Source organism: Saccharopolyspora erythraea (assembly GCF_018141105.1).
In the GTDB taxonomy this organism is placed as follows: Bacteria; Actinomycetota; Actinomycetes; order Mycobacteriales; family Pseudonocardiaceae; genus Saccharopolyspora_D; species Saccharopolyspora_D erythraea_A.
In genome coordinates this window covers 1296063-1321193 of sequence record NZ_CP054839.1, presented here as the reverse complement: position 1 = coordinate 1321193, position 25131 = coordinate 1296063, and the positions used below count along the sequence as shown (strand labels likewise).

General features: G+C 70.6%; 22 protein-coding genes. 7 read left to right on the top strand and 15 right to left on the bottom strand.

The window, feature by feature from the left end; translation table 11 throughout:
- Window positions 1–7: 7 nt before the first annotated feature.
- Together HUO13_RS06085 and HUO13_RS06080 are read right to left on the bottom strand one after the other, a co-directional pair.
- Complete coding sequence (locus tag HUO13_RS06085; RefSeq protein WP_211900486.1) at window positions 8–2854, bottom strand: penicillin acylase family protein; 2847 nt, start codon at window positions 2852–2854, stop codon at window positions 8–10.
- A gap of 137 nt (window positions 2855–2991) precedes the next feature.
- A complete protein-coding gene (locus HUO13_RS06080) occupies window positions 2992–4053 on the bottom strand; it encodes a LysR family transcriptional regulator (protein WP_249124485.1) in 1062 nt (353 codons plus the stop codon).
- A gap of 404 nt (window positions 4054–4457) precedes the next feature.
- On the opposite strand from HUO13_RS06080, the gene HUO13_RS06075 reads away from it, so the two are divergent.
- Entirely contained in the window at window positions 4458–5030 is a 573-nt protein-coding gene (locus tag HUO13_RS06075; protein WP_211900485.1) for a hypothetical protein, read from the top strand.
- An 84-nt stretch (window positions 5031–5114) separates the two neighbouring features.
- Here HUO13_RS06075 and HUO13_RS06070 read toward each other — a convergent pair whose 3' ends face one another.
- The 6 genes from HUO13_RS06070 to HUO13_RS06045 form a co-directional block, all read right to left on the bottom strand.
- Complete coding sequence (locus HUO13_RS06070) at window positions 5115–5945, bottom strand: SDR family oxidoreductase (protein WP_211900484.1); 831 nt, start codon at window positions 5943–5945, stop codon at window positions 5115–5117.
- 110 nt (window positions 5946–6055) lie between these two features.
- On the bottom strand, window positions 6056–6919 hold the full coding sequence (locus HUO13_RS06065) for a fumarylacetoacetate hydrolase family protein (RefSeq protein WP_211900483.1): 864 nt from the start codon (window positions 6917–6919) through the stop codon (window positions 6056–6058).
- A 194-nt stretch (window positions 6920–7113) separates the two neighbouring features.
- On the bottom strand, window positions 7114–7899 hold the full coding sequence (locus tag HUO13_RS06060) for an IclR family transcriptional regulator (protein WP_211900482.1): 786 nt from the start codon (window positions 7897–7899) through the stop codon (window positions 7114–7116).
- A 71-nt stretch (window positions 7900–7970) separates the two neighbouring features.
- The gene (locus tag HUO13_RS06055) at window positions 7971–8903 is read right to left on the bottom strand and encodes a nucleoside hydrolase (RefSeq protein ID WP_211900481.1); all 933 of its coding nucleotides are present in this window, start codon (window positions 8901–8903) and stop codon (window positions 7971–7973) included.
- Window positions 8900–9751, bottom strand: coding sequence for a carbohydrate kinase family protein (locus tag HUO13_RS06050; RefSeq protein ID WP_211900480.1), 852 nt, complete (start codon window positions 9749–9751; stop codon window positions 8900–8902). Before HUO13_RS06050 ends, HUO13_RS06055 begins: the two co-directional genes overlap by 4 nt.
- Window positions 9752–9756: 5 nt before the next feature.
- On the bottom strand, window positions 9757–10668 hold the full coding sequence (locus HUO13_RS06045; RefSeq protein WP_211900479.1) for a pseudouridine-5'-phosphate glycosidase: 912 nt from the start codon (window positions 10666–10668) through the stop codon (window positions 9757–9759).
- Window positions 10669–11085: 417 nt separating this feature from the next.
- On the opposite strand from HUO13_RS06045, the gene HUO13_RS06040 reads away from it, so the two are divergent.
- Window positions 11086–11700, top strand: a complete 615-nt coding sequence (locus tag HUO13_RS06040; RefSeq protein ID WP_211900478.1) for a lysoplasmalogenase — start codon at window positions 11086–11088, stop codon at window positions 11698–11700.
- 129 nt (window positions 11701–11829) lie between these two features.
- Here the strand turns inward: HUO13_RS06040 and HUO13_RS06035 are convergent, their stop codons facing one another.
- The 3 genes from HUO13_RS06035 to HUO13_RS06025 form a co-directional block, all read right to left on the bottom strand.
- Window positions 11830–12648 (bottom strand): S1 family peptidase, encoded by an 819-nt coding sequence (locus HUO13_RS06035; RefSeq protein WP_211900477.1) that lies wholly within the window; start codon window positions 12646–12648, stop codon window positions 11830–11832.
- Between the two features lie 1101 nt (window positions 12649–13749).
- Window positions 13750–14403: a response regulator gene (locus tag HUO13_RS06030; RefSeq protein ID WP_211900476.1), complete on the bottom strand. Its 654-nt coding sequence runs from the start codon at window positions 14401–14403 to the stop codon at window positions 13750–13752.
- On the bottom strand, window positions 14396–15649 hold the full coding sequence (locus HUO13_RS06025; protein ID WP_211900475.1) for a sensor histidine kinase: 1254 nt from the start codon (window positions 15647–15649) through the stop codon (window positions 14396–14398). Before HUO13_RS06025 ends, HUO13_RS06030 begins: the two co-directional genes overlap by 8 nt.
- A 193-nt stretch (window positions 15650–15842) precedes the next feature.
- Between HUO13_RS06025 and HUO13_RS06020 the strand changes: the two genes are divergently transcribed.
- The 3 genes from HUO13_RS06020 to HUO13_RS06010 all read left to right on the top strand — a co-directional run bounded on the left by HUO13_RS06020 (window position 15843) and on the right by HUO13_RS06010 (window position 19829).
- Window positions 15843–17342: a glycosyltransferase family 39 protein gene (locus tag HUO13_RS06020; protein ID WP_211900474.1), complete on the top strand. Its 1500-nt coding sequence runs from the start codon at window positions 15843–15845 to the stop codon at window positions 17340–17342.
- 376 nt (window positions 17343–17718) lie between these two features.
- A complete protein-coding gene (locus tag HUO13_RS06015) occupies window positions 17719–18237 on the top strand; it encodes a PH domain-containing protein (RefSeq protein ID WP_211900473.1) in 519 nt (172 codons plus the stop codon).
- Window positions 18234–19829: a PH domain-containing protein gene (locus HUO13_RS06010; protein ID WP_211900472.1), complete on the top strand. Its 1596-nt coding sequence runs from the start codon at window positions 18234–18236 to the stop codon at window positions 19827–19829. Before HUO13_RS06015 ends, HUO13_RS06010 begins: the two co-directional genes overlap by 4 nt.
- Window positions 19830–20132: 303 nt before the next feature.
- Here the strand turns inward: HUO13_RS06010 and HUO13_RS06005 are convergent, their stop codons facing one another.
- The 3 genes from HUO13_RS06005 to HUO13_RS05995 form a co-directional block, all read right to left on the bottom strand.
- Complete coding sequence (locus HUO13_RS06005; protein ID WP_009945448.1) at window positions 20133–20324, bottom strand: DUF397 domain-containing protein; 192 nt, start codon at window positions 20322–20324, stop codon at window positions 20133–20135.
- Window positions 20325–21173, bottom strand: a complete 849-nt coding sequence (locus HUO13_RS06000) for a helix-turn-helix domain-containing protein (protein ID WP_031334153.1) — start codon at window positions 21171–21173, stop codon at window positions 20325–20327.
- 292 nt (window positions 21174–21465) lie between these two features.
- Window positions 21466–23196 carry a pyruvate dehydrogenase gene (locus HUO13_RS05995; protein ID WP_211900471.1) on the bottom strand — a complete coding sequence of 577 codons (1731 nt, stop codon included), beginning with the start codon at window positions 23194–23196 and terminating at the stop codon, window positions 21466–21468.
- Window positions 23197–23412: 216 nt separating this feature from the next.
- Here HUO13_RS05995 and HUO13_RS05990 point away from each other — a divergent pair, with 216 nt between their 5' ends.
- Window positions 23413–23622: a hypothetical protein gene (locus HUO13_RS05990; RefSeq protein WP_211900470.1), complete on the top strand. Its 210-nt coding sequence runs from the start codon at window positions 23413–23415 to the stop codon at window positions 23620–23622.
- Window positions 23623–23710: 88 nt separating this feature from the next.
- Window positions 23711–24184, top strand: a complete 474-nt coding sequence (gene bcp, locus HUO13_RS05985; protein WP_009945452.1) for a thioredoxin-dependent thiol peroxidase — start codon at window positions 23711–23713, stop codon at window positions 24182–24184.
- Between the two features lie 144 nt (window positions 24185–24328).
- On the opposite strand, the gene HUO13_RS05980 is transcribed toward bcp, so the two are convergent.
- Window positions 24329–25096 carry a sulfite exporter TauE/SafE family protein gene (locus HUO13_RS05980; protein WP_211900469.1) on the bottom strand — a complete coding sequence of 256 codons (768 nt, stop codon included), beginning with the start codon at window positions 25094–25096 and terminating at the stop codon, window positions 24329–24331.
- Window positions 25097–25131 lie beyond the last annotated feature (35 nt).

Sequence of the window (25131 nt, the reverse complement as noted above, 5' to 3'; positions counted from 1 at the left end):
GTGCGGGTCAGCGGTGGGCGGGGAACTCCACCACCTGCTGGTAGGTCGGGCGGTTCTGCCAGCTGATCTTGTCCTGGCTGATGCCACCGATCTTGTTGTGTACGAGGGAGTCCGCGCACCACTGGTCGCCGGGCTCGCAGTCGGCGTCGCCCGGGTAGGTCTCCTCGGCCGGGACCGCCGCGGCCTGTTGCAGGGTGTCCAGCAGCACCTGCCTGCACGACGACAGGTCGCCGCCGCCGCAGAGGGGCTGCCCGAAGCCGCCCTCGACCGGGTCGCCGAGGACTCCGCGGATGTCCTTCGACACCTGGCCGAACCACCCGTGCTGGAACGCCGACCCCTGGTGGCCCTGTCCGAAGTGCAGCCCGGGCTTCCCGTTCTGCCAGCCCGAAGGTGACTCGTTGATGCCCATCACGTCGGTGAGCGCCCGGTACGCGGCCGAGCCGAGCGCCGGCTCGAACTGACCGCGCACCAGCAGCGGCCACCACGCGTCCATCAGCTCGATCGCCTCGGCGTGCGCGTACTGCCGGCTGCCCGGTTGCGTCTCGGTCCGCTTCCCGCCGTCGGCCGCCCAGCCGCGGAGCTGCTCGACGAGCGCCGCGGCCCCCGGGTCGTCGACCGGGGCGCTGTCGATCACCCTCAGCAGGTCCGGCAGCACCCGTTCGGCGCGGAGGTCGGTCACGCCCGCGTCGGCCATCGCCTGGGTGAGGTTCACCCGGTCCACCTTGCCGCCCCCGGCGATGAGGCCGCGCACCCGGCCGTCGAGCAGGTCGCCGCGCTGCACCGCGGTCATCTCCAGCTTGGCCGCGCTGGTTCCCGGGGCCTGCTTGTTGTTCCAGCTGATGTAGTAGTCCTGGTTCACCGAGTTCGGGTGCTGCTCGAAGGGCGCGTAGTCGGCGTTGTTGGTCGCCGCGTCCCAGCCCTTCCACTCGAACGCGGGGTCGGAGACGACCGGCATGCTCGGGTCCACAGTGGCCGGACGGACGAGGTTGTCACCGGAGTTGAAGTACGCCGTGTCGTCGGCGTCGGCGTAGAACCAGTTGAAGGTGTAGTTGACGTCGTGCGCGGCGCGCTGGAAGGACTCCGCGGAGCTCACCGCCGACGGGTCGTTGAACTTCTGGAAGCCGATGATCGAGTCGACCTCGTGCATGAACGTCGACCGGGCGGTGGTGTAGGCGACCGGCTTGCCGCCGATGGTCGCGCGATGCGTCACCGGCCCGTACCGGGTTCGGAACGACACCAGGCGGTAGGAACCGGCCGGGGTGTCGTCGCCGAGGTTCGGCTTCCACTCGTTCTTGCGCTCCACGGTCTGCATCGGCAGGCATTCGCCGCGGAACAGGTAGTGGTCCGACTCCTTGGTCACCGGCCCGCCGCCCGGCTCGCACAGCTCGACGGCGTAGGTGTCGATGATGTCCTGCGCCGCGGTGGTGGCGCTCCAGGAGTAGTCCTGACCGCGGCCGAGCAGCGTGTAGAAGCTCAGCCCCGCGAAGGACGCGCCCTTGGACGAGATGCCGGGCCCCTGCAGCTCCTGCAGGGTGAGCAGCTGTGGCGCGAAGTATCCGGTCTGGGGCCCGAAAACGGCCACCGGGTGGCCGCTCTCGGTGTGCGCCCCGGAGACCATCAACGCGTTGGACATACCCCGGGGACGCGAGAGGTCCGCCGGCGCCACGCCGTCGTCGAAGATGCCCCGCAGCGCCTCCGCCGGGTCGCGGATCTCGCCTGCCTGCGCGGGCGGTTTCGCGGCGGCGTCGGGCTGGGTGTCGGGCTCGTCGCGCGTCGCCGAACCGGTCTCGTCGAACACGAGCTGCTGGGCGGTCACCGAACCGGGATCGGGCATCGCCACGCCCTGCGGGTTCTCCGGCGACACCGCGTACGGGAAGCTGCGTCCATCATGGACGGTCGAGATGGCCTCCGGGTCGTTCTCCGCCCGGAACGCGCGCCACACCTCCTCGCCGCGCTGCGGGCCGAACCGCTCGTGCAGCGCCATCTTCGCCACGGCGTTCTGCACCTCGTTGCCGCCACCGCCGCCGAACTGCGCGCCGACCAGCGAGGCGAGCACGACGAGGTCGGTCGGCCGGAACGGCTCGATCTCGCCCTCGTTGGTGATCGCGTCGACGTGCCCGGTGGCCACGTACTCACCGGGGAAGTACCGGCCGTGGTAGGACTGCGCGATGTAGGCGTTGATGCCCTCCAGGTAGGCGTAGGCGTCTTCGAGCGCCTGCCTGCCGCGTTCGCCCTGCTGCGAGACGTTGATGATCTGCGCCCACAGCTCCTCCTCGGTGTAGGGAGAGGTGGCGAAGAAGCCTTGCTCCAGCGCTCGGTTCGCCTCCGCGCCACCGGCGAAGGGCGTGACCTGCCCGCGTCCCGCGCGGCGCATGACGTCCATCAGGAACAGCTTGTCCTCGGCGGTCGAAAAGCCCGCACCGAAAGCCGTGCCCGCGCGGGTGGTGCCGTAGACGTGCGGGATGCCCGCCTTCTTGTCCCGGACGATCGTGACGTCGGAGCGCGGCTGGTAGCGGCGCTCGACCTGGTCCTCGGGCACGCCGAAGGAGTTGTCGTTGAAGAACTCGCCGATGGTGCCGGTCGTCAGCTCCTGGTAGCCGGGGACCAGCGACTCGTACTTGCCGATCTGGTCGTCGGAGTGCTTCGGCCGGGTGCCGAACAGCATGTGCGCGGCCAGTTCCACCAGCGTGGCGTTGCCGTTCTGGCCCGGCGGCAGGACGTGGTGGCACTGACCGCCGCAGTAGTCCTCGACCGGCGGCGGCGCCGGTTCCGCGGTCGAGGCCGGGGCGATGAGCAGCGAACCGACGACGGCCCCCGCGCTGAGCGCGGCCACGAGTCGCTGACGTCGAGACATGCGCAGGTCCTCTCGTTGGTGACCTGGCGCACGTTAATGAACGACGGTTAAAAACGAAATGCATTCACGTTCGGGTTACTCCGAAAGTCGCACGCCTGCGCCGGGAGGCCGTGGACCTCGGCGACGCGACCGGTACGTCACGACGGCTCCATGGCCTTCCAGCGGTCGTTCTCCAGCGACAGCGCGTTCCACAGCAGGTTCAGCGGGTGGTCGTCGTCGTAACCCGGGCGCTCGCCGCGGCGGGTGAACGCGCCCACCAGGACCTCGAGCTTCGGCTCCAGGTCGTTGACCAGCTCCACGGTGCGCAGCCCCTGGCCCTCCGGCATCCTGCCGTCGTCGGCGGCCTCGCCGATGCCCTGGGTGACGAGCATGCACGCCTGCAGCAGGTCCGAGCGCAGCAGCTCGAACCCGTAGCGGACGTCGTCGATCTCGGCCGCGATGTCGAGCCTGCCGCGGTACTCGGCGCCGAACCAGCCGCCGAGGAATCCCGAGATCAGTCCGCTGGCCGGGATCACCAGCGGCAGCGTCGGCAGCTCGCTCGCCCCGACCGACGCGCCCAGCAACGGGCTCTCCGGCAGGTTGGTCACCAGCGACAGCCCACTTCGGCGCCACTCCATGACGTCGTAGGGCGCCAGGCCCTCGTCGTCGCCGGAGCGGGCCAGCGCGCTTCCGCAGACCAGGTCGACCTGCTTGTCCCGCAATGCGGTCAGCAGGTCTCGGGTCCGCAGGTGCACGATCTTCAGCTCAATTCCGCGTTCCTGGAATTCGGCACCGATGTGCTCGGCGGCATTGGCGAGGAAACCGAGCGTGAAACGAGTGGTACCGACAGTGAGCGTCTCGCCGAGAAGGCGGCGGGATTCGTCTATTCCGTCGAGCCAGTCACCCAGCGTCCTGCGCGCTGTCTCGACGAAGGCCAGCCCGCTCCCGGTGAACAGAACCTTCTTGCCGCGCCCCTGCTTGATCACCAGCGCCTCACCGCACAGCCTGCGGAAGTTGCGGTTGAGCGTGTCGAGCTGCTTCTGCACGCTGGACTGCTCCCTGCCCAGTGCGCGTGCCGCGGCCAGCGCGGTGCCCTCCTCGTACACCACGAGCAACGTCCGCAACTGGTCCATTGTGGTGTCCAGCAGCGGGGCGGAGATCTGCAGCAGCCTGCTCCTGCCGTCCCCTGACGGCAGCCTGAGGGGTCCGGATAACGGCATGGTCTTCTCGCTTTCGGGTCCAGCGGACTCGGAGTGTAGACCCCCGGACTGATCCCCACGTCAGATCAAATTATCTGGGGAATTGTTTCCCGAAGCCCTGGAAAGCGTTGCGGGACAATGCAATGATCTGCGCTGCCCGAGAGCGGTTGATGTCGAAACGATAACGGTCGCGCCGATCACGGGTCCAGGCAAGGCCGTCCCGCGTCTGGAGTGTTGTCGCGGACGGCCGCCGCGACGTTCCTTTGCCGAGGAGCACGCGAAACCGCATCGCCGCGCGCCAGTGCGCAGTGGCGCGAACCGTCGTGGGCTCCAGCGATCACTTTCCCGGTGATCGATGCTGCCTGCTGCCGTCCGGCACGCGGGCCGGCGCTGTTGTACCCACCCCCTCAAGGAGAAGTACCGAAATGACCTACGCACAGACCGCTCCCGGCTACTCCGGTGCGCCCGTCCAGCCCCCCGCGCGACCGCTTGCCCTGCTGCTGCTGAAGATCTTCGCCGGGCTGTCGGCGGTGCTGCCCGCCGTCGCCGCGATCATCGCCTTCGTCGGCGGCCGGCCGATGGCCGAGGCCCAGCTCGTCGAGAACGTCGACGAGTACGCACCGGAGATCGCCCAGCTCACCAACAGCGAGGAAGTCGCCAACGGCGCGGTGGAACTGCTCAAGAGCATGGGCGAGTGGGAGTACTACGTCAGCGCCTACGAGGCCTCGCTGTACTTCTTCTCCATCACCGAGATCGTGGGCGCCGCGGTGCTGCTGGTGTGGACGTTCCTGGCCCGCCACACCTGGGCGCGGGTGCTGATCACGCTGTCGGCGCTGGGTGGCGCGGCCTTCCACCTGATCTTCATCGGTGCGGCCATGCCGCCGAACTCGATCGCGGCCGTGCTCATGGCGACCTGGCTGTTCAACGTGCTGGCGATCGTCTTCTGCTGGCTGCCGCCGGTCACCCGCTACGCCAAGGCGATGAAGCTCGCTCGCTGACCGCACGACCAGCGACGGGTCCGGCCACATCGGACCCCGAGCGCGGCCGGTGCCCGCCGCCGGGAGTCCGGCGGGCACCGGCCCTCACCGCGCGGGGATCACGGACATGATCGCCTCCGTGCGCGTGCGGGCCATGCTCATGAAATCGCCGTTCGGCAGGGTGTGCAGGTGGTTCTGCTCCACCGCGTCGAGGATCCGCCTCGCCGCCTGCTCCGGCTCGACCGCGTTGGCCATCGCCGCGGCCCGCATCTCCTTCGCCTGCTCCGCGGTGAGGTGCGGCGGCAGGTCGACGTCCTCGACCGTCCGCTCGTCGAACAGGGCGGCGGCCATCGGGGTCCGCATCACCCCGGGGCAGGCCACCGTGACGCCGATCTCGGCTGTCGCCACGGTGTCGAGTTCTTCCCGCAGGCTCTCCGAAATCGCCACGATCGCGTGCTTGCTCGCGCCGTAGGCGCTGCCGAACGAGGGCACCGCGATCCCGGCCAGGGAAGCGATGTTGACGACGTGACCGCGTCCCGCCTCGATCAGCTTCGGCACGAACGCCCGGATCCCGTGCACCACGCCGAAGAGGTTGACGTCGACGACCTCCCGCCACTCCCGGGCACCGGTGGCCCAGATCGGCTGCGAGCCGCCGGCGATTCCGGCGTTGTTGACGACCAGGTCGATCCGTCCGAAGTGGTCGGTGGTCCGCTCGGCGAGCACGTCGAGCGCGCTCTGCTCGCGCACGTCGGTCGGCACCGCGAGCACCTTCCCGCCACCGGATGCAAGCTCCTCCGCGGTCGTTCGCAGAGCGTCGGCGTCGATGTCGGCGAGCACCACCGACACCGCCTTGTCGACGAGCTGGGCCGCGAGCGCGCGGCCGAGCCCCCGCGCGGCTCCCGTGACGACCGCGACGTGCCCGCTCTCGATGATCACGATGTCTCCTCCGGCGCCGGTTCCGATGCTTCCACCATCCGGATTTCCGCGGCGGCGCGCCAGAGCGGGCCCGGCGCCACTCGCGCGGCGACGGGCCCGCAACCGTGCGGTCAGGCGGACTTGAGCTGCTGGCGCTGCCTGCCCAGCCCGTCGATCTCCAGCTCCATCACGTCACCGGGCGCCAGGTACGGGAACCGCCCGGACATCGCCACGCCCTCCGGGGTGCCGGTGTTGACCAGGTCGCCGGGTTCCAGCGTCAGGTACTGCGACAGGTGGCGGATGATCTCGGCGACGCCGAAGATCATGTCCGCTGTGCTGGAGTCCTGCCGGACCTCCCCGTTGACCCACGTCCGCAGGCCCAGCGCCTGCGGGTCGCCGAGATCGGCCGCGGGCACCAGCCACGGCCCGACGGGGTTGAACGTCTCGTGGCACTTGCCCTTCGACCACTGCCCGCCGGACTGCTCGATCTGGTACTCGCGTTCCGAGACGTCGTTGGACAGCACGAACCCGGCGATGGTGGGCAGCGCCTCCTCCGCGCTGGCGAGGTAGCGGGCCCGGCGGCCGATCACCACACCGAGCTCGACCTCCCAGTCCGTGCGCGTGCTACCGCGCGGGATCAGCACCTCGTCGTAGGGACCGACGACGGTGTTCGGGTGCTTGAGGAACAGGATCGGCACCTGCGGCGGCGGCGATCCGGACTCCGCGGCGTGCGCGGCGTAGTTCTGGCCGATGCACAGGACCGCGCCGGGACGCGCGATCGGGGCGCCGACCCGCAGGCCGCTGCCGTCGGCGGGGTCGTGGACCTCGGGCAGCGCGCCTTCGGCCAGCGCCGCCCGCGTCCGCTCGAAGCCGTCTCCGCCGAGGAAGGCGGCGTCGATGTCGGTGGTGATCTGGCCCAGGTCGAACAGCCGGCCCTGTTCGTCGGCCACGTGGGGTCGCTCCGACCCGGACGGGCCCAACCTCAGAAACCTCATCCTTCTCCTTCGTCTCGCGATGGGCGCCGCACGGCCGGTCCTGGCACGGCCGGGAGGGAGTGCCCAGCGGCACCCCCGAGACCAGGACTGCCCGGCGGCATCCCAAGACCTTCCCCGGAGGGGCCCCGCGCTGGCAAGAGCCGACCGGACTACGGGACTCGGACCAGGCCCAGCGGAGGCTGTACCCAGCCGTTCTACCGGCGGAGCTGCTGCTCGACGCTGTCGACGACGGCCGACAGCGGGGCGCGGGTCTTCTCCGCCCAGTCCGGGCCGCAGCGCGGGGTGGGAGCCGACACCGACATCGCCGCGACGACGTCGCCCGAGTGGTCGCGGACCGGCATCGCCACGCAGCGGCAGCCGATGATGTACTCCTCGTCGTCGACGGCGTAGCCGCGCTGCCTGCTCCGCTCGATCTCGGCCAGCAGCTCCGGCAGCTCCCGGACGGTGTGCGCGGTGAACCGCTGCAGCTCCAGCCCCGCGTAGCGGCGCCGCAGGTCGTCCTCGGTCAGACCCGACAGCAGCGCCTTGCCGAGCCCCACGGCGTGCGCGGGCAACCGCATCCCCACCGCCGAAACCAGCTTCATCGGCTGCGGCGACTCGGCGATGGCGATGTAGACGTTCTCGGTCCCGTCCAGGCGGGAGAGCTGGATGGTCTCGCCGGTCTCCTGGGCCAGCCGCTCCATCAGCGGCAGGGCGATGCCCACGATGTCGCGGTGCCCGGTGTAGCCCTGGCCGACCGTCCACGCCTTGAGTCCCAGCCCGTAGGTCCGGGTGGTCGGGTCGAACTCGGCGAAACCGCGCAGGACCAGGGTGCCGAGCAGGCCGTGGACGCTGGAGAGCGGCAGGTGCAGGTTCTCGGCGATGTCGCTGAGCCGGTGCCTGCCCCTAGACAGCAGCTCCAGGATCCCCAGCGCGCGGTCGGCCGACTTCACCACGGTCTGTCCCGTGCCCGCCTGTTCGGGGGAGGTCGACTCCGCCATCACGCTGTCCTGCCTCCTGTCCCGGGCACGAACACCCGCTGGTTTCGAACCGTACAGTGCACGCCCGGATCTCACCCGTAGACCGCGATCGCCCCCACGACCAGGTCCCAGAACCGCTCGACGTCGAGTTCCAGCGCGACGTCGGCGTTGGCCTCCCGCCCGGTGCGCCCGGCGAGGTCGACCACGGTGGCACCGGCCGTCCAGTCGCCCCGGGTCTCGATCTCGACGTTGACCCGCTGGGCGCGCACCAGCGTCGGGTCGACCACCCGCGCGACGGCGACCGGATCGTGCAGCGGCGGCCCCTCGAACCCGAACAGCTCGCGGTAGGTGGCCGCGAAGAACCGCATCAGCTCCACCGACATGTCGCCGACAGCCGTGCCGAGCGCCCGCAGCCGGTCGACGATCGCCGGCGTCACCAGCGCCTGGTGCGTCACGTCGAGCCCGCACATCGTCAGCGGCAGCCCCGAGCCGAACACGATGCGCGCCGCCTCCGGATCGGTGGAGGCGTTGAACTCCACCAGCGGGGTCACGTTGCCGCGGCCCGCGCTGCCGCCCATCCACGAGATCTCCCGGATCCGGCCCGCGACCTCCGGGTGCGCCAGCAGCAGCGTCGCCACGTTGGTCAGCGGACCCGTCGCGATGAGCGCCACCGGCTCGGCCGACTCGATGATCGTGCGGCGCAACAGCTCCACCGCGCCGAGTTCCAACGGCCGCGCGGTGGGCTCGGGCCACTCCGGGCCGTCGAGCCCCGACTCGCCGTGGACGTCGGCCGCGACCCGCAGCGGGCGCGTCAGTGGCTTGGCCGCACCGGCGGCCAGCGGCACTTCGGCCAGCCCGGCCACGGTGAGGACCCGGCAGGCGTTGAGCGTGATCTTCTCCAGCGACTGGTTGCCACCTACGGTGGTCACGGCCCGCAGGTCCAGCGCGTCCGAGGCGCCCGCCAGCAGGATCGCGATCGCGTCGTCGTGGCCGGGGTCGCAGTCCAGCACCACCGGGATCGTCATCGGGTTCCTCCCGCCCCTGGCGTCGTGAGCACCTTGCGCGCGACGGCGTGCCCCTCGACGCAGGCGGCGCGCGGGTCGGCGCCGAGCAGCCAGGCGGTCAGGAATCCCGCCGCGAAAGCGTCGCCCGCTCCGGTGAGGTCGCGGACCATGGGCACCGGTGGCACGTCCACCTCGACCGCTGGCTCGTCCGGTGCGAACACGGTGGTGGGGCGACCGCCGTCCTTCACCACTACCACCACGTCACGGCAGGCGCGCTCCGGCAGATCGAGCACTTCTGCCTCGGCCCGGTTGGCGAGCAGGAAGCGCGGGCGCAGCTCGGCGACCAGTTCGCGGAAGCGGCCCGGGCCGTAGCGGCGCAGCAGCCCGGTCGACGAAGCGTCGAGCGACACCGTCGCACCCCGCCCGCGGAGCCGCCGCGCGAACTCGACGACCGCCGAGCGCATCGGCTCGGTCGTGAACGAGTACGCGGTGAGGTGCAGGTGCTCCAGGCCGGCCGCCCACGACTGGTCGATCTCGGTCAGCAGGCCGCTCGCCCCGCGGTGCGGGAGCATGGTGCGCTCACCGTGCTGGTCGATCAGGACCACGACGGTGCCGGTGGTGCCCCGCCGCTGCACGCGCACCTCGACGCCGCCGGTCGCCAGCTCGGCGACGAGCCGGTCGCCGGTCGGGTCGGCCCCCACGCAGCCCAGGAACCGGGTCGGGTACCGGTCCGCGGCGAACGCCGCCACGTTGGCCGCGCTGCCACCGCGGGTCCGGAACAGCTCCACGTCGGTGTCGGTGGTCTCCCTGATCGGCTCGTTCAGCCAGACCACGACGTCCTCGACCAGGTCGCCCAGCACTCCGAGCATCGTGGTCAGCCCGCCATCGCCCGCGCGATCGACGCCCCCAGCGCGATGTTGTTGTGGTAGACGTCGATGTTGACCTCGAGGCTGCGGTCGCCGGTGGCCCGCCGGATGTGGTCGAGCAGGAACGGCGTGGAGTCGTGCCCGCTGATGCCCTGCCGCTCCGCCTCCTCCCACGCCTCGGCCAGCACCCGCCGGTGCAGCTCCGGATCGAGCTGTCGCTCGGGAGGGATGGGGTTGGCCACCAGCAGCGCCGATCGCAGCTCCAGCGCGTCGCGCGCCTCGGCCAGCTCCGCGACCTCCTGCGGGGTGTCGACCGAGTGCTCCAGGTCGTGTCCGGAGTCGGCGACGTAGAACCCCGGGAAGCGCCGCGTCCGGTAGCCGACCACCGGGATGTTCAGCGTCTCCAGCCGTTCCAGCGTCGCGGCGAGGTCCAGGATGGACTTCGCACCCGCGCTGACCAGCACCAGCGGTGTCGATGCCAGCGTCACCAGGTCGGCGGACTCGTCGAAGGTGGTCGCCGCGCCGTGGTGCACGCCGCCCAGACCGCCGGTCGAGAACACCCGGATGCCGGCCTTGCGCGCCAGGAAAGCCGTCGCGGCGACCGTCGTGCCGCCGCTGGTGCCCCGGGCGACCGCGACCGGCAGGTCCCGCGTGCTGATCTTGACCGCTGCCTCGTCGGCGGCCAGCTCCTCGATCTGCTCCCCGGTGAGGCCGACGGTCGGGGTCCCGGCGACCACCCCGATCGTCGCCGGCACCACCCCGGAGTCCCGCAACTGCCGCTCGGCGTCGAGGGCGACCGCGAGGTTGCGCGGGCGGGGCAGGCCGTGGGTGACGATCGTCGACTCCAGCGCCACCACCGGACGTCCCGCGTCCAGCGCCTGGCGCACCTCTGTCGAGATGACCGGAAGCGAAAGGGGCATGACACCTCCTGGTTGGCTCTCCGGTCGGAGATTACGCGCCGGATCGCGTGGAGTGATGGTCCGAAAGCGCGGGGTTGTGACGACCGATCGTGATCGGTTTGCGGCGAATTTCGTGCGGGTTCCGGTGTCGTGTCGCGGGCCGCAGCGTCCGCGTGGCCGCGCTGTGGTGCGCCTGCCCGGGGCTGTGGTGCGACAACTTGAGGCTGTGGTGCGGCGGCCGAATGGGGCGGCGGCCGTGTCCTGGCGGCCGAACGGGGCAGATGCGGTGGCGTGACGGCCGAACGGGGTCAGATTCCGTGTCTTGGCGGCCGAAACGGGCCGGTGCGTTGGCGTGCTGGGCTTCTGCTGCGATGCCCGTCCGCGGCCGGCAGCCCGCGTAGGCTCGACCGCGATCCCGACCGGAGGAGGCGATGCGAGGTGCGGGGACTGTTCGCGCTGGCGGCCGCGACCGATACCGCAATGGCGCTGCTGGGCAGGTCGCGTGCGCGGCGGGTCACCAAGACCGCGCTGATGCCGGTGCTGGCCGCCGAGCAACGCCCGGGCGCGACGGGACCGCTGCTCGGACTCGCCGGGTCGTGGGCGGGTGACATCGCCCTGCTGCGCGACGACGACCGCGCCTTCCTCGTGGGCCTCGGCTCATTCCTCGGCGCCCACGTCGCGTACGCGGGCAGCTTCGCCGCCCGCGGTGGCAGGCCGAAGCTGCTGCACGTGCTCCCGGTAGCGGCGTGCACGGCGGTCACCATGCGGACCTTCGGCAGGATGGCCGGTCCGCTGCGCCGCCCGGTGCAGGCGTACGCGGTCACCATCGGCACGATGGCCGCGACGGCGACGGCGCTGCGCGGTCCCGGATCCGGCCGGGTGGTGGTCGGCGCGGCGACGTTCGTCGCGTCCGACACGCTGCTCGCGCTCGCCCGCTTCGCGCTGGCCGAGAAGTGGCACCGCGCCGCCGACGCGGGCGTGATGGCCACCTACACGCTCGGCCAGTGGCTCATCCACGACGGCCTCCGCAGGTACGACGCCGCGCAGCGGTGACTGCTGAACTGCGTTTCGCAGCAACGGGCGTTCGCGCTGCCGGGAAAATTCGCTCCGCGATCGCTGATTCCGGCCCCGGACAGCAGAAAGGGGCGGACCCCGCAAGGCCCGCCCCGCACGCGGTCCAGATCAGCGAGCGCTGACCGCACCGGCGTTGATCTGCTCCATCAGCACGTCGTAGTACGCGCCGACGCGGGCGTACACGCCGGGCTTGCCCGGACGGGCGCAGCCCTCGCCCCAGGAGGTGACGCCGATCAGCTTGTTGTCGACGACCATCGGGCCGCCCGAGTCACCCTGGCAGGTGTCCACGCCGCCTTCCGGCACACCGGCGCAGACCATGGCGTCGGGGTTGTACTCGCCGTAGGCCTGCTTGCAGGTGTCGTCCGAACTGACCGGGACGGTCGCCTTCTGCAGGTGGTCGGCCTGCTGGCCGCCCTCGCTGGTGTTGCCCCAGCCGAGGATGGTGGCCTGGGTGTCCGGCGCGTAGCCCGCGTCGTCGGCCTTGGCCAGCTCGATCGGGGCCTCCTGGACCGGGGCCTCCAGCGTCAGCACCGAGACGTCGAAGCCCTGCGCGGCGTCCTGGTACTCGGGGTGCACCCAGACGTTGGTGACCTTGGAGACGGTGCCCTCGCTGGAGCTCATCACGGTCCGGCCGCTGACGACGTTGATGTCGGCGGGCTGCGAACCGACGGTGCAGTGCGCGGCGGTGACGACCTTGTTCGGGGCCGCGAGGGTGCCGCCGCAGAACTGCTGCCCGTCCGGGGTCACCAGCGCGACGGTGAACGGGTGGTCCCCGACGTTGGCGTCCTCGCCGCCGACGATGAAGGTACCGAGGTCGTCCGAGGGCGGCGCCGGCGTCGCGTTGGCGACCGACGCCGCGGCGAACGCCGAGAGGGCGACTGCGGTAACCCCGGCCAGCCGGGCCAACCGACGTGAGCCACGGATCATGGTGCTCTCCTTGTCTGTCGTGCCCCGGAACCCATCCCGCACCGGGGCCCCAGAACCTGCGGAGGCTGCTACGCACAGCAACCGATCGACCGAACCATAATCGGCGGGACACGGCGGCCAAAAGCTCGAAAAATTGCCGTTTACCAGTAGATAAGCCATAAAAAGCGCAGTTCGCCACACTGGCCGGAGACGTCGCGCGCGAGTGTTACCAGCGGCGGGACACAACCGGAAACCTGTTGCGGGACGGCGGAAAGTAACGGTCGGGCAGGGAACGGCATCGGCCCAAGTGCGCCCATGCGGACTACTCCGGCGCCGCCACACATCTACCGCGGAGCGGCCGCGATTCCCGCCTCGCGCAGAAGCCATTCGCGCGCATCGGAAAGCGACCGCTAAGTCCAAAGTAGGAGCGTTCGGATTCGAAGCCGCGCGAAAGCACTGCTCTGCGGCAAGCACCAGCGGCACGCACGCGATGCAGCGCCCCGCTCCAGCGCAAGCACCGCCGATCCGAGGCGCAAGCGTCACCCGAGCCGAAGCAGGCGTCAACACCACCCGAGCCAGAGCGGACACGAGCACCACCCGAGCCGGAGCGGGCGCGATCGTCACCGGAGCCGAGGCGGGCATTTGCACCACCCGAGCCGGAGCAACCGCGACCAGAAGCCGGGTGGGAGCGAACGCTTTCCGCCCGCTCAGAGGTGTCTCCGGCGCGCCCCGATCGCACCGGAGACACCTCCAATCCGCTGCCGTTCGCGCCGACCGCGGGTTGGCCGCGGTCCCCGTACCGCGGCAGGCACGTTCCCGAGGCCCCGACAGCCACACGTGGGAACGTGCCACTTCCGGTCTATCTGATCCCGGATGGAATATTCCAGAGCCGTTCGGCCGAGCCGCCCGACTGGATCATTGAACTGGTCGGACTACAACCTTCGGACGGGTCATTCTTCCGCATTCCGAAATGAGCCGGACGGCCGCGGGCCGCTCATCACCGCCATCCCGATTCGCCGCGCACCGCGCGTGAGCAGGCATTTGACCATCCCTGCGGGCACCGCCCGCGAACGGCCACCTGGTCCGACCACCAGAGTCCGAAGTGGACGAGCTACTCGACCCTCAGCGCGACACGAGCCCCGCGTCGTACGCCAGCAGGCCCGCCTGCGTGCGGTTGGTGCAGCGCAGCTTCGTCATGGTCCGCGACACGTGCCCCTTCACAGTCGCCTCCGAGAGGAACAGCCGTTCGGCGATCTGCGCGTTGGAGAGCCCCTCCCCCAGGCACGCCAGCACCTCCCGCTCGCGCTCGGTGAGGTCGCTGACCAGGGCGCTCGCGCGCTGGCCGTGCTCGTCGGCCGACGCGGCCACCAGCCTGCGGGTCGCTTCGGGCGAGAGCACGGTGTGGCCGTCCGCGGCGACTCGCACCAGGCCGATCAGGTCTTCCGGCGGCGTCGACTTGACCAGGAACCCGGACGCGCCTGCCCGCAGCGCGCGGAGCACGTACTGGTCGGCGTCGAAGGTCGTCAGCGCCACCACGGCCGGTGCCTCGGGAAGCTGGGCGATCCGCTCGATCGCGGTGAGGCCGTCGACGCCGGGCATCCGCAGGTCCATGAGCACGACGCGGGGCCGCAGCCGGACCACCGCCTCGACCCCGGCGGCGCCGTCCTGCGCGTCCCCGACGACCTCGACGTCCTCCGCCGAGCCGAGGATCGTGCGCAGGTGCGCGCACACCATCGGCTCGTCGTCGACCACGACGACGCGGATCGGATCACTCATCGGCGGCCTCCGCGGTCGGCACGTACGCCGGCAGTATCACATCGACCTGGAACCCGCCGTCGGCCATCGCGCCCGCCCGCAACGTGCCACCCACCAGGTCGACCCGCTGGCGCAGCCCGAGCAGCCCAGTGCCCGAGCCGCTGCCCGCCAGATCGGCGCTGGGCTGGTGCGGCGATGCGGTGTTGCGGACTGTCAGCCGCACCCGCTCGCCGTAGACGGCGTCGACCCGAACCTGCGAGCCGGGGGCGTGCTTGTAGACGTTGGTCAGCGCTTCCTGCACGACGCGGTGCGCGGTGCGGCCGACCGCGGGGGAAACGCGGGCGTAGTCGCCCTCCTCGACCAGCTCGACGGGTACCCCGGCCGCCTCCGAGCGGCTGATCAGGTCGGCGAGGTCGGGCACCGCGGTCGTCTCCGGATCCTCGTACTCGGGCTCCTCCTCCGGCGCCCGGCGCAGCACCCCGACCAGGTCACGCAGCTCGGCGAGCGCCTCACAGCCGCTGGCGCGCAGTTGCTCGGCGGCCTCCCGGGTCTGCCCGTCCTTGGCCGCGACCCCCAGCGCCCCTGCCTGCAGCACCATCAGGCTCACCCGGTGCGTGACGACGTCGTGCATCTCCGCCGCGAGCCTCGCCCGCTCGTCGGCCCTGGCCTGCTCGGCGAGCAGGTGCTGCTCCCGTTCGGCGCGTTCGGCCCGGTCGCGCAGGGCTCCCTCCAGCCTGCGGCGGGCCCCGACGTAGAGGCCCAGTACGGCGGGGAAGGCCGTGAGCAGGAACGCGCTGGCGAGCAGCTCCACCGGCGGGTCGTTCCAGAGCCTGGCCGCCAGGAAGATCACCAGCGCGATGAGGTTCCAGCCCACCAGCCGCTTCAACCTGGTGGCCGGGTAGACGACGACGCCGTAGACCACGCACGGCAGCTCGCCCGGGATCCACGGGTCCGCGTAGTCGTTCAGCGGCAGCAGCGGCCCCGGTCCGTAGCTCACGAGCAGCACCTGCGCCAGCGTCAGAGCACTGAAGAAGGACATCAGCAGCAGCGGAAACCGGCGCCTGGCCAGCAGCAGGAGGCACGTCAGGTCCGTCAGCACGGCACTGACGTCCCGGCCGCCGATCCACTCGTAGCTCTGCGGGGGGATCTGTTCGGGGAACAGGTGCAGCAGCAGCCGCCCGACCACCTCCAGGGCGGCGACGAGGGCGATGTCGAAAACGGCCTCGCGCCTGGAGTTCCAGAGCAGCCGCCAGAGGGGGCGCTTCACATGGCACACGGTAGTCCGGCGTGGGGCGCTGACCGCCGGAAACGCTCCTTCCGGACCGCCATCTCACTACGAAAGTCGCAGTCCGTTCGCGGAATGCAGACCTTCGACGCCCCAGGTCACGACGTTGCGCCGTAGCAGAGGCATCTCCCGCGACGGTTTGATCGGAAGCGACCTTTCGACGACTGGGGGACAGATGAACCAGACGACGGTGGAGCCGGCGGCCACTCCCGGCGAGCCCGGCACCTCGCCACCGGCGCACGCGCGGCTGTGGCCGCCGGGCTGGTGGCCGGTGCTCTCGATCGCGGCGGTGGTCGCGGCCGTCCACGTGGCGATCAGCCCGTTCGGCGGCTACTGGATCGACGAGGTCTACATGCTCGCCGTGGGCAGGTACCACCCGGACTGGGGGTATGCCGACCAGCCACCGGTCGCTCCGCTGCTCGCCCGCGCGATGGACTGGATCGCGCCGGACTGGCTGCCGCTGCTGCGGCTGCCCGCCGCGCTGGCGTCCGCGGCCACGGTCGTGCTCACCGCGTTGATCGCGCGCGAGCTCGGTGCCGACCGCAGGGCGCAGGTCATCGCCGCGGCCGCCGCCGCGACCGGGCTTTGGGCCGCGTTCGTCGGGCACTGGGTGACGCCCTACACCCTCGAGCCACCGCTGTGGCTGCTGATGAGCTGGCTACTCGTCCGCTGGGTCCGGCTGCACGGCGAGGGACGCGCCGACGACCGGCTGCTGCTCGCGCTGGGTGGCGCGGCCGGAGTCGCGGCGCAGACGAAGTTCCAGGTCTTCGCCTTCGCGGCGGCCCTGCTCTGCTCGGTCCTCGTGTTCGGCCCCCGAAGCCTGCTGCGCCGGCCGATGCTGTGGGCGGGCGTCGGTATCGCGCTGCTGGTCGCGTTCCCCACCCTGCTGTGGCAGGCGGCCCACGACTGGCCGCAGTTGCGGATGGCGGGCGCCGTCGTGAGCGAGTCGCCGATGCTTTCCGGTGGCAGGATCGGCACCGCGCGCAACATGGTGCTGTTCGCCGGGGTCGCCGGTGCCTTCCTCCTGTGCTTCGGGGTGTGGCGGCTGCTCACCGCCGCCGAGCTGCGCGCGTACCGGTTCTTCGGCGTGTCGGTCGTGCTGCTGTACGTGCTGTTCCTCGCCACCGCGGCCCGCCCGTACTACCTGGTCAGCATCTACGGAGTCGCGCTCGCGGCGGGCGCGGTCGGACTCCAGCGCCGTCGGGAGCGCGGGCGCACGCGGCTGCGGTGGGTGGCGTGGCCCGCGTTCGCGCTGTCGGCCGCCGGCGCCTGCGCCATCGCCATGGTGTCGGCGTTCTCCGCGCAGGCGTGGGCCCAGTTCGGCCTGGCCGGCGACCTGACGAAGGAGACCGCCGCCGCGTACCAGTCGCTACCTGCGGAGATGCGGTCGCGCACCGCGATCCTGGGCAAGACCTACATCCAGGCCGCCATCCTCGACGTGAGCGGAACGCATGCCGGGCTGCCGAACACCTACAGCCTCCACCGCGGCTACGGCTACTTCGACCCTCCGGGTGAGGAAACCGAACACGTGCTCTACGTCGGCTCCGACCTCGGCGGTTTGCCCCGGTACTTCGCCCGGGTGGAACAGGTCGGGTCCGGCGAACAGCCCGTGTGGCTGCTCACCGGGAAGCAGGAGCGTTGGGAGGTCATCTGGCCAAGGCTGCGTCACTTGTGACTTCCGTCCCCGCTGCCGGTACCGGATGCATGCGCCGCGGGACGTGGTTCGGCGCCACACCTGTGTTCCGACGTTCCCTGGCGGGCGCTCCACTCCAGCTCCTGCTGGAGCCGGGGCGGGTCCTCAAGCGGGGGTGGGATTGGGCGGTCGGGTCGGTTCAGGGGGTGCGACCCGACCGCCTACGTCCAACGGCCGGTCGGCATATCGCTCCGGCTGTACCGGAGCTGTGGAGCCCGGTGCCACCTCCGGCGGGCACTGGCAAGTCGCCCGCGCCAGACGCTGCGGCGTCTGTCCACCCGGGCTCGTGTACGTGAACCACGGTGAACGCCCGCCTCCCGCTGCAACAATGACCTGAGAAACCACGAGAAAGTAGGCCATGGTGACCGCCGAACCGACCGGGCAAGCCGGAGAACTGCGGCTGCGCCCGCCCCGCCATCGCGTCGACCGACGTGCCGTCTCCTGCTGGACCGTGCAGGCGCTGCTGGCGGTCGCCGTGCCGGTGGTGGCCCTCGCGGTCGCTGCCTTCTTCATCACGCCTGCCCGCTTCTGGCTCCTGCTGGCGCTGGCGGTCGTCGCCGTCCTGGGCATCGCGTACGTGCTCGTGATGCCCAGGTGGCGCTACCGGGTGCATCGCTGGGAGACCACCGACGACGCCGTCTACACGGCCGCGGGCTGGATCAGCCAGGAATGGCGGGTCGCGCCGATGTCCCGCATCCAGACCGTGGACACCGTGCGCGGGCCGCTCCAGCAGATGTTCGACCTCTCCAGCGTCACCGTCACCACCGCGTCCGCGGCCGGGCCGCTCACCATCGAAGGTCTCGACCGCCAGGTCGCCGTAGACCTCGTCCAGCAGCTCACCGCCACAACCCAGGCGACGCCGGGTGATGCGACATGACACCCGCGGACCACGACCACTCTCCGCCCTCGCACCGCTCGGCCACGCCCCAGCAGCCGACGTCGTCAACGCAGTCGGGTAGCCCCGACGACCTCACCGCCGCGTGGCACCGGCTCGACGCCAGAACGGTGTTCGTCACCGTGATCCTCGTGCTGGCCCCGCTGATCCCGACCCTGGCGGTCATGCTGGTGTCCCGGGCGAGTGCGGGAGCGCTGCTGACCACCGCTGGAATCTGGGTCGCCATCGCCTTGCTGCTCTGCGGCGGCGCCGCCTACGACTGGTACGTCACCTCGTACCGGGTGACCGACGAGCGGTTCGAACTGCGCAAGGGCGTCCTGTCGCGCAGCCACCGCTGGATCCCGCGGGACCGCATCCGCGCGGTCGACCTCACCTCCGATCCCGTCCACCGCGTGTTCCGCCTCGCCGTGGTCAAGATCGGCACCGGGCAGTCCAGCGGGGAGAACGCCGAGCTGAAGCTGGACGCCATCCCGGTGCACCGCGCGGAGGCCCTGCGACGGGAACTACTGCACTCGCCGCAGCGCCAGTCGACGGCCTCGCCCACCGCGCAGGTGACCGACGGCCTGCTCGCCGCGCTCAACCCGGCGTGGCTGGGCTACGGCGCGCTGACGGTGTCGCTCGCCGCCATCGTCTGGGGTGCGATCGCCTCGGCGTTCGGGTCGTTCCGCGAAGTGCTCGTCGAGTTCGGCGTGTTCCAGACCATCCTCGAGCAGCTGGAGCGGTTCCCGCTGTGGATGACGATCAGCGGCGGTGCGCTGGTGGCGCTGGCCACCGGCATGCTCGGTGCGCTGCTGCTGTCGGTCGAGATGTGGTGGGGCTTCCGGCTGACCCGCGAGCACGACACGACGCTGCGGGTGCGTCGCGGTCTGCTCACCACCCGCTCGGTCTCGCTCGAGGAGGGCAGGCTGCGCGGTGTCGAGATCTCCGAACCGCTGGTGCTGCGCTGGGCGGGCGGTGCCCGCACGAACGCGGTCGCGACCGGCCTGAGCGCGGCGAAGGACGGCAAGGGAACCGAGAACAAGACGTTGCTGCCGCCGGCGCCGCTGGCGGAGGCGCAACGGGTCTCGGCCGTCGTGCTGCGCGAAGCCGAGCCGCCGGCGAACGGTAAGCTGCGGGCACACCCGCGCGTGGCCCGTCGTCGCCGCGTCACGTGGGCGCTGTTCGCGCTGCTGCCGCTCGTCGCAGCACTCGCGGTGTTCGCGGCGCTGGGCTGGATACCGATGTGGACAGTGCTCGCGGTCGCCGCCGCCGGGGCGGCTGTCGCCTTCGCGGTGGGCTCCGACGCATACCGCAGCCTGGGCCACCGGCTCGGCGACCGCTATCTGGTCGTGCGCCGCGGCACCGGCGTCCGCCGGACGGTGGCCCTGCAGCGCGACGGAATCATCGGCTGGCGCGTCAGGCAGTCGCTGTTCCAACGACGTTCGGATCTCGTCACCGTCGCGGCCATCACCGCCGCCGGATCGGGCGCCTACAAGATGCCCGACGTCCACACATCCGACGGTCTCGGCGTCGCCGCCGAAGCCGTACCAGGCTTGCTGGAACCGTTCCTCGAGGGGCGAACCTCTGGCAACTGAAGACCTTCCGGCGCCTGACTGCGCATTGTTGCTCCGCTCGCCGGACTCCACATTCGTGCTCCTTGCGCCGGAACCCGCATCGGCTCGGCGGCGGGTTCCGGCGTTCGCTTTCGGAGTCTGCTGCGACGTTCGTGCATCCGGCACGTGGCTTACGCCGCCGGTACGTCGTCATCGGTGGGCTCGATGGCCGACTTCCCGCCCGCATCTGGCGAATCCGGTTGCTACCAAGACAAAGCGCCGGAGCGCGTACGCCGGTGTCCGGGTAGGGCTCCGCTCCCCCGAACAGCGGAGCCACCACGGCGGTCAGGCGTCGAAGATCCCGCGCTTCACCCCGCTGACGAACTCCTGCCACCGCCGGGAAGCCACCGTGAAGTGACCTCCGGCGCGGTTCTTGGTGTCGCGGACACCGACCCGCTGGGCGCCGAATCCGACCTCGACGCACTGCCCCTGACCCTGGGTCCGGGTGCTGGTGCGCCAGTCGGTGATGTATTCCATCTACAGCTCTCCTATGCGCTCGTTGATGAGTTGAATAGACCCCTCAGGGTCTATCGCATGTGCGCGTAGATGGTCCATCATCATCACGTAGTTGGACAGCTCGATCTCCCTTTCGAGGTAGAGACCACCCACGTGGGTTTCCAAATAAACTACGTCGGGGTCCACATGATTGGAGTAGCGCAGTATCACGAATGGACCAGCCTGCGCCGGATGCGCACCGGCGTCCAGCGGCATCACCTGCAGCGTCACATTCGGCTGCTCCACCAGCTTCAGCACGTGCTCCAACTGCCTGCGCAGCACGCCCGGGCCACCGACGCAGCGCCGCAGCGCCACCTCGCCCACCACGACCCACAGCTCCAGCGGGTTGGGGCCGGTGACTCGCTGCTGCCGCTTAATCCGCAGATCGACTCTTCGGGTTATCTCCGACTCGTCCGCCCGAATGAGTGTCGCTTTTGTCAACGCGAAAGCATATTCGGGCGTCTGCAGCAGCCCCGGAATGGCCTCGGACTCGTAGGTGTGAATTGAGGAAGCTTCGGCTTCCAATCCCACGTAGGTCTCGTACCACTCCGGGAGCACATCGCTGTAGGAGTGCCACCAGCCGCGCTTTCGCGCGTCGCGGGCGAGGTTGATCAGCTGGTCCCTTTCAGCTCCCTCCACGGCGTAGAAGTCGAGGAGCGCGGACACGTCGCCGACCGACGGCGAGCGCTTCGCGGTCTCGAACCGGCCGATCTTGGCCTGGGTACATCCGAGGTGGGCGGCCGCCTGCTGCTGGGTGACCTCGGCCAGGGCCCGGAGCCTGCGCAACTCCGCGGCGAGGCGTCGACGGCGCACGGTGGGACTCACTGTCATGATCCCAGTGTCCACCCCCGCCAACCCTGCGTCACCATCGAGTCACCCTTCGCCAACTACGGCACGATAAGTGATCAACAAGCGTGCGGCGAAGCGCTACCAACCGAACGGCGCAGCCGTAATTTCCGTCACTACGGGAAATCGGGCGCCTCGACTCCGACACATCGGACCGATCCACCCCGACATCTCGGACTGGTTCACCCCCGGCACATCGGACTGGTTCAGCCGCGGCACAACGTTGTCCAGGCTCAAAGCTGCACATCGGACCTAGTCACCGCGGCACGGCACAGGATCACCGCGGGACGTTGCGCAGGTTGCTCCGAGCGAGCTGCACCATCTTCCCCACTCCGCCGGAAAGCACCGTGCGGCTGACCGCCAGCGCGAAGCCCTTCACCTGGGTTCCGGTGATGCGCGGCGGGATCGACAGTGCGTTGGGGTCGGTGACCACGTCGACCAGCGCAGGGCCCGGCCGCCGCAGCATCTCCCCCAGCGCGTCGCGCACCTCGCCCGGTTTCTCCACCCGCACCGCCGGGATTCCCGCGGCCGAGGCCAGCGCGGCGAAGTCGACCTGGTCGTGGTCGGTGCCGAAGTCGGGCAACCCGTCGACCAGCATCTCCAGCTTCACCATGCCCAGCGACGAGTTGTTGAAGACCACCACCTTCACCGGCAGCCGGTGCGTGCGCAGGCTGAGCAGGTCGCCAAGCAGCATCGACAGCCCGCCGTCGCCGGCCATCGCTATCACCTGGCGCCGCGGGTCCGCGCACTGCGCGCCGATGGCCTGCGGCAGCGCGTTGGCCATCGAGCCGTGCACGAACGACCCCAGGACGCGACGCCTGCCGTTGGGCGAGATGTAGCGCGCGGCCCACACGTTGCACATCCCGGTGTCCACTGTGAACACCGCGTCCTCGGCGGCGACGTCGTCGAGGATGTCGGCGACGTACTCGGGGTGGGTCGGCACCTGGTTCTCGACGTTGCGGGTGTAGGCGTCCACGACCCGCTCGAGCAGGTCCGCGTGCTCCTTGAGCATCCGGTCCAGGAACGAGCGGTCGGTCTTCTGCCGCACCAGCGGCAGGACCGCGCGGATCGTCTCGCCGACGTCGCCCAGCACGGCGAAGTCCAGCGCCGTGCGCCTGCCCAGGTGCGTGGGCTCGATGTCGACCTGCACCGTCCGGGCCTGTGGCAGGAAGTTGTCGTACGGGAAGTCGGTGCCCAGCAGCACGACCCTGTCGGCCTTGTGCATCGCCTCGTGGCAGGCGCCGTAGCCGAGCAGGCCGCTCATCCCGACGTCGAACGGGTTGTCGTACTGGATCCACTCCTTGCCGCGCAGGGCGTGCCCGACCGGCGCGTTGAGCTTGCCCGCCAGCCGCATGACCTCGCTGTGGGCGCCGCGCGTTCCCGCGCCGCAGAACAACATCACCCGCTCGGCCCGGTTCAGCGAGTCCGCCAGCTCCCGGATCTGGTCCTCGGGCGGTACGACGGTCGGCGGCTCGCAGTCGACGGTGCCGGTCCCGGTGGGGTTGGCCACCTGCCGCTCGGCGATGTCACCCGGCAGCACCAGTACCGACACCCCGCGCCTGCCCGCGGCGGCCTGCATCGCGCTGCGCAGCAGCCGCGGCATCTGCTCCGGCTGCGACAGCAGCTCGCAGAAGTGGCTGCACTCGCTGAAGATCTGCTCGGGATGGGTCTCCTGGAAGAACGCGGTCCCGATCTGCGGCGTGGGGATGTGCGAGGCGAGCGCGAGCACCGGCGCCCCACTGCGGTGCGCGTCGTAAAGCCCGTTGATCAGGTGCAGGTTGCCCGGCCCGCAACTGCCCGCGCACACCGCCAGGCGACCGGTGAGCTGCGCCTCGGCGCCCGCGGCGAACGCGGCGGTCTCCTCGTGGCGCACGTGCACCCACTCGATGTCGCCGCTGCGGCGCACCGCGTCGACCACCGGGTTCAGGCTGTCGCCGACGATGCCGTAGATGCGCCGGACACCCGCCTGCACGAGCACTTCGATGAACTGGTCGGCGACTGTGGGCATGGCGGTCCTCCGCGGCGTCCGACGGGCGTGGACCCCCCTGACGTCTACGCGCGGTGCCCGCGGCCCGCAAGTCGAACTCTTTCGGCGCAACGGCGTAACGCCCGGCGAGCTTGGTTCGATCTTCAAGCTGTCCGGAGGTGGCCAGGACCTCTCTAGAGACGTCACCTCCTCGCCGTTCCGTTCGATTGAAACGATTTCTCGGAAAGGGATTCAGCGGTGAGCATCCGCCTGTACACGATCTGTGCGATGTGCGTGACCGCCTCGGCCGTGGCCGGCGTCCTGGTGGGTGGGTTCCTCGCGGCGAGCAGCAGGGAGGCGTCCACACCGCTACCTCCCGTGTCGGTGTCGCACTCGGTGCCGGTGGAGTCCGCCGGCGTCGCCGTGCCGATGGAGTCGGCCGGCGGGATGGGCGTCGTCGAGCCCTGACCGGCCGGTGGGACGGGCGTCCTCAGCCCCTGACCGGTCGGTGGGACGGGCGTCTTCGGGCCCTGACCGGTCGGCTAGCGTCGGGGGCATGACCGAACAGCAACGACTTTCCGCCGGGGACACCGCGCCCGAGTTCGCCCTCCCCGACGCCGACGGCAAGACCGTCAGCCTGTCGGACTACCGCGGCCGCTCGGTGGTCGTGTACTTCTACCCCGCCGCGAGCACGCCGGGCTGCACCAAGGAAGCCTGCGACTTCCGCGACAGCCTGGCCGTGCTCAACGACGCCGGCTTCGACGTCCTGGGGATCTCCCCGGACAAGCCGGAGAAGCTGGTGGCGTTCCGCGACGCCGAGGGCCTGACCTTCCCGCTGCTCGCCGACCAGGACAAGTCGGTCATGACGGCGTGGGGCGCCTTCGGCGAGAAGCAGAACTACGGCAAGACGGTGCAGGGCGTGATCCGCTCGACCTTCGTCGTCGACCCGGAGGGCAAGATCGCCAAGGCGCTCTACAACGTCAAGGCCACCGGCCACGTCGATCGGCTGCGCAAGGACCTCGGAGTCTGACCGGACCGGCCCAGTGGGCACCTACCCGGCGGGTGCCCCGACCCGGCCCCGCGCCCAGTCGCACCGCTCCGTGCGCGCGAGCGAGCGAGTGAGACACCCTCGCGCCGGCCGGGGCACTGGCGACGCAGGCCAGGCACCGGTGGATCAGTCCAGCCAGTCCATCGCCATGTACACCGCGACGCCCGCGGCGATGACGACCACCACGTAGCGCAGGAGGGTCGCCGGGATCCGCTGCGCGAGCTTGCCGCCGACCCAGCCGCCGAGCACCGTGGTCGGCGCCAGCATCAGCACCGCCACCCAGTCCACCGGTGCGATCAGCGCGTACACCAAGAAGGTGACGGCGCTGCCGATCAGCCCGAGCCAGCTCTTGAGGGCGTTGAGCCTGCGCATCGTGTCGTTGGCCGCGAGCACCAGGATCGCGATGAAGATCACGCTGCGCGCGCCGCCGAAGTACCCGCCGTAGATCGAGGCGAAGAAGATCCCGACGGTCAGCATCGTCGTTCGGTCCGGCGCGGTGGGGTCGGGGTTGCCGAGCCATCTGCGGATCGTGTTCTGGAACGCCATCAGCAGCGCCGAGAGCCCCACGAGCACCGGCACCACGGCGTCGAACACCGAACCGGGCAGCACCATCAGCAGCACGCAGCCGAGCACTGACCCGACCGCAGCTGCGATCGAGGTCGTGACCACCCGCGGCCGGTTGCCGCCCAGGTCCTCCCGCTGGCTCAGCGCGGCCCCCACGAACCCGGGTCCCTGCGCCACGGAGTTGGTCACGTTGGCGACGAGCGGCGTCATCCCGGTCGCCAGCAGCGCCGGGAAGACCAGCAGGGACCCGCCGCCGGCGATCGCGTTGATCGCCCCCGACAGGAAGCCGACGACCACCAGCACCACGGGCTCGAACCATTCGGTCAACACGACTCGGAAAGTTAGCTTCTTGAACGAGTCGGCTT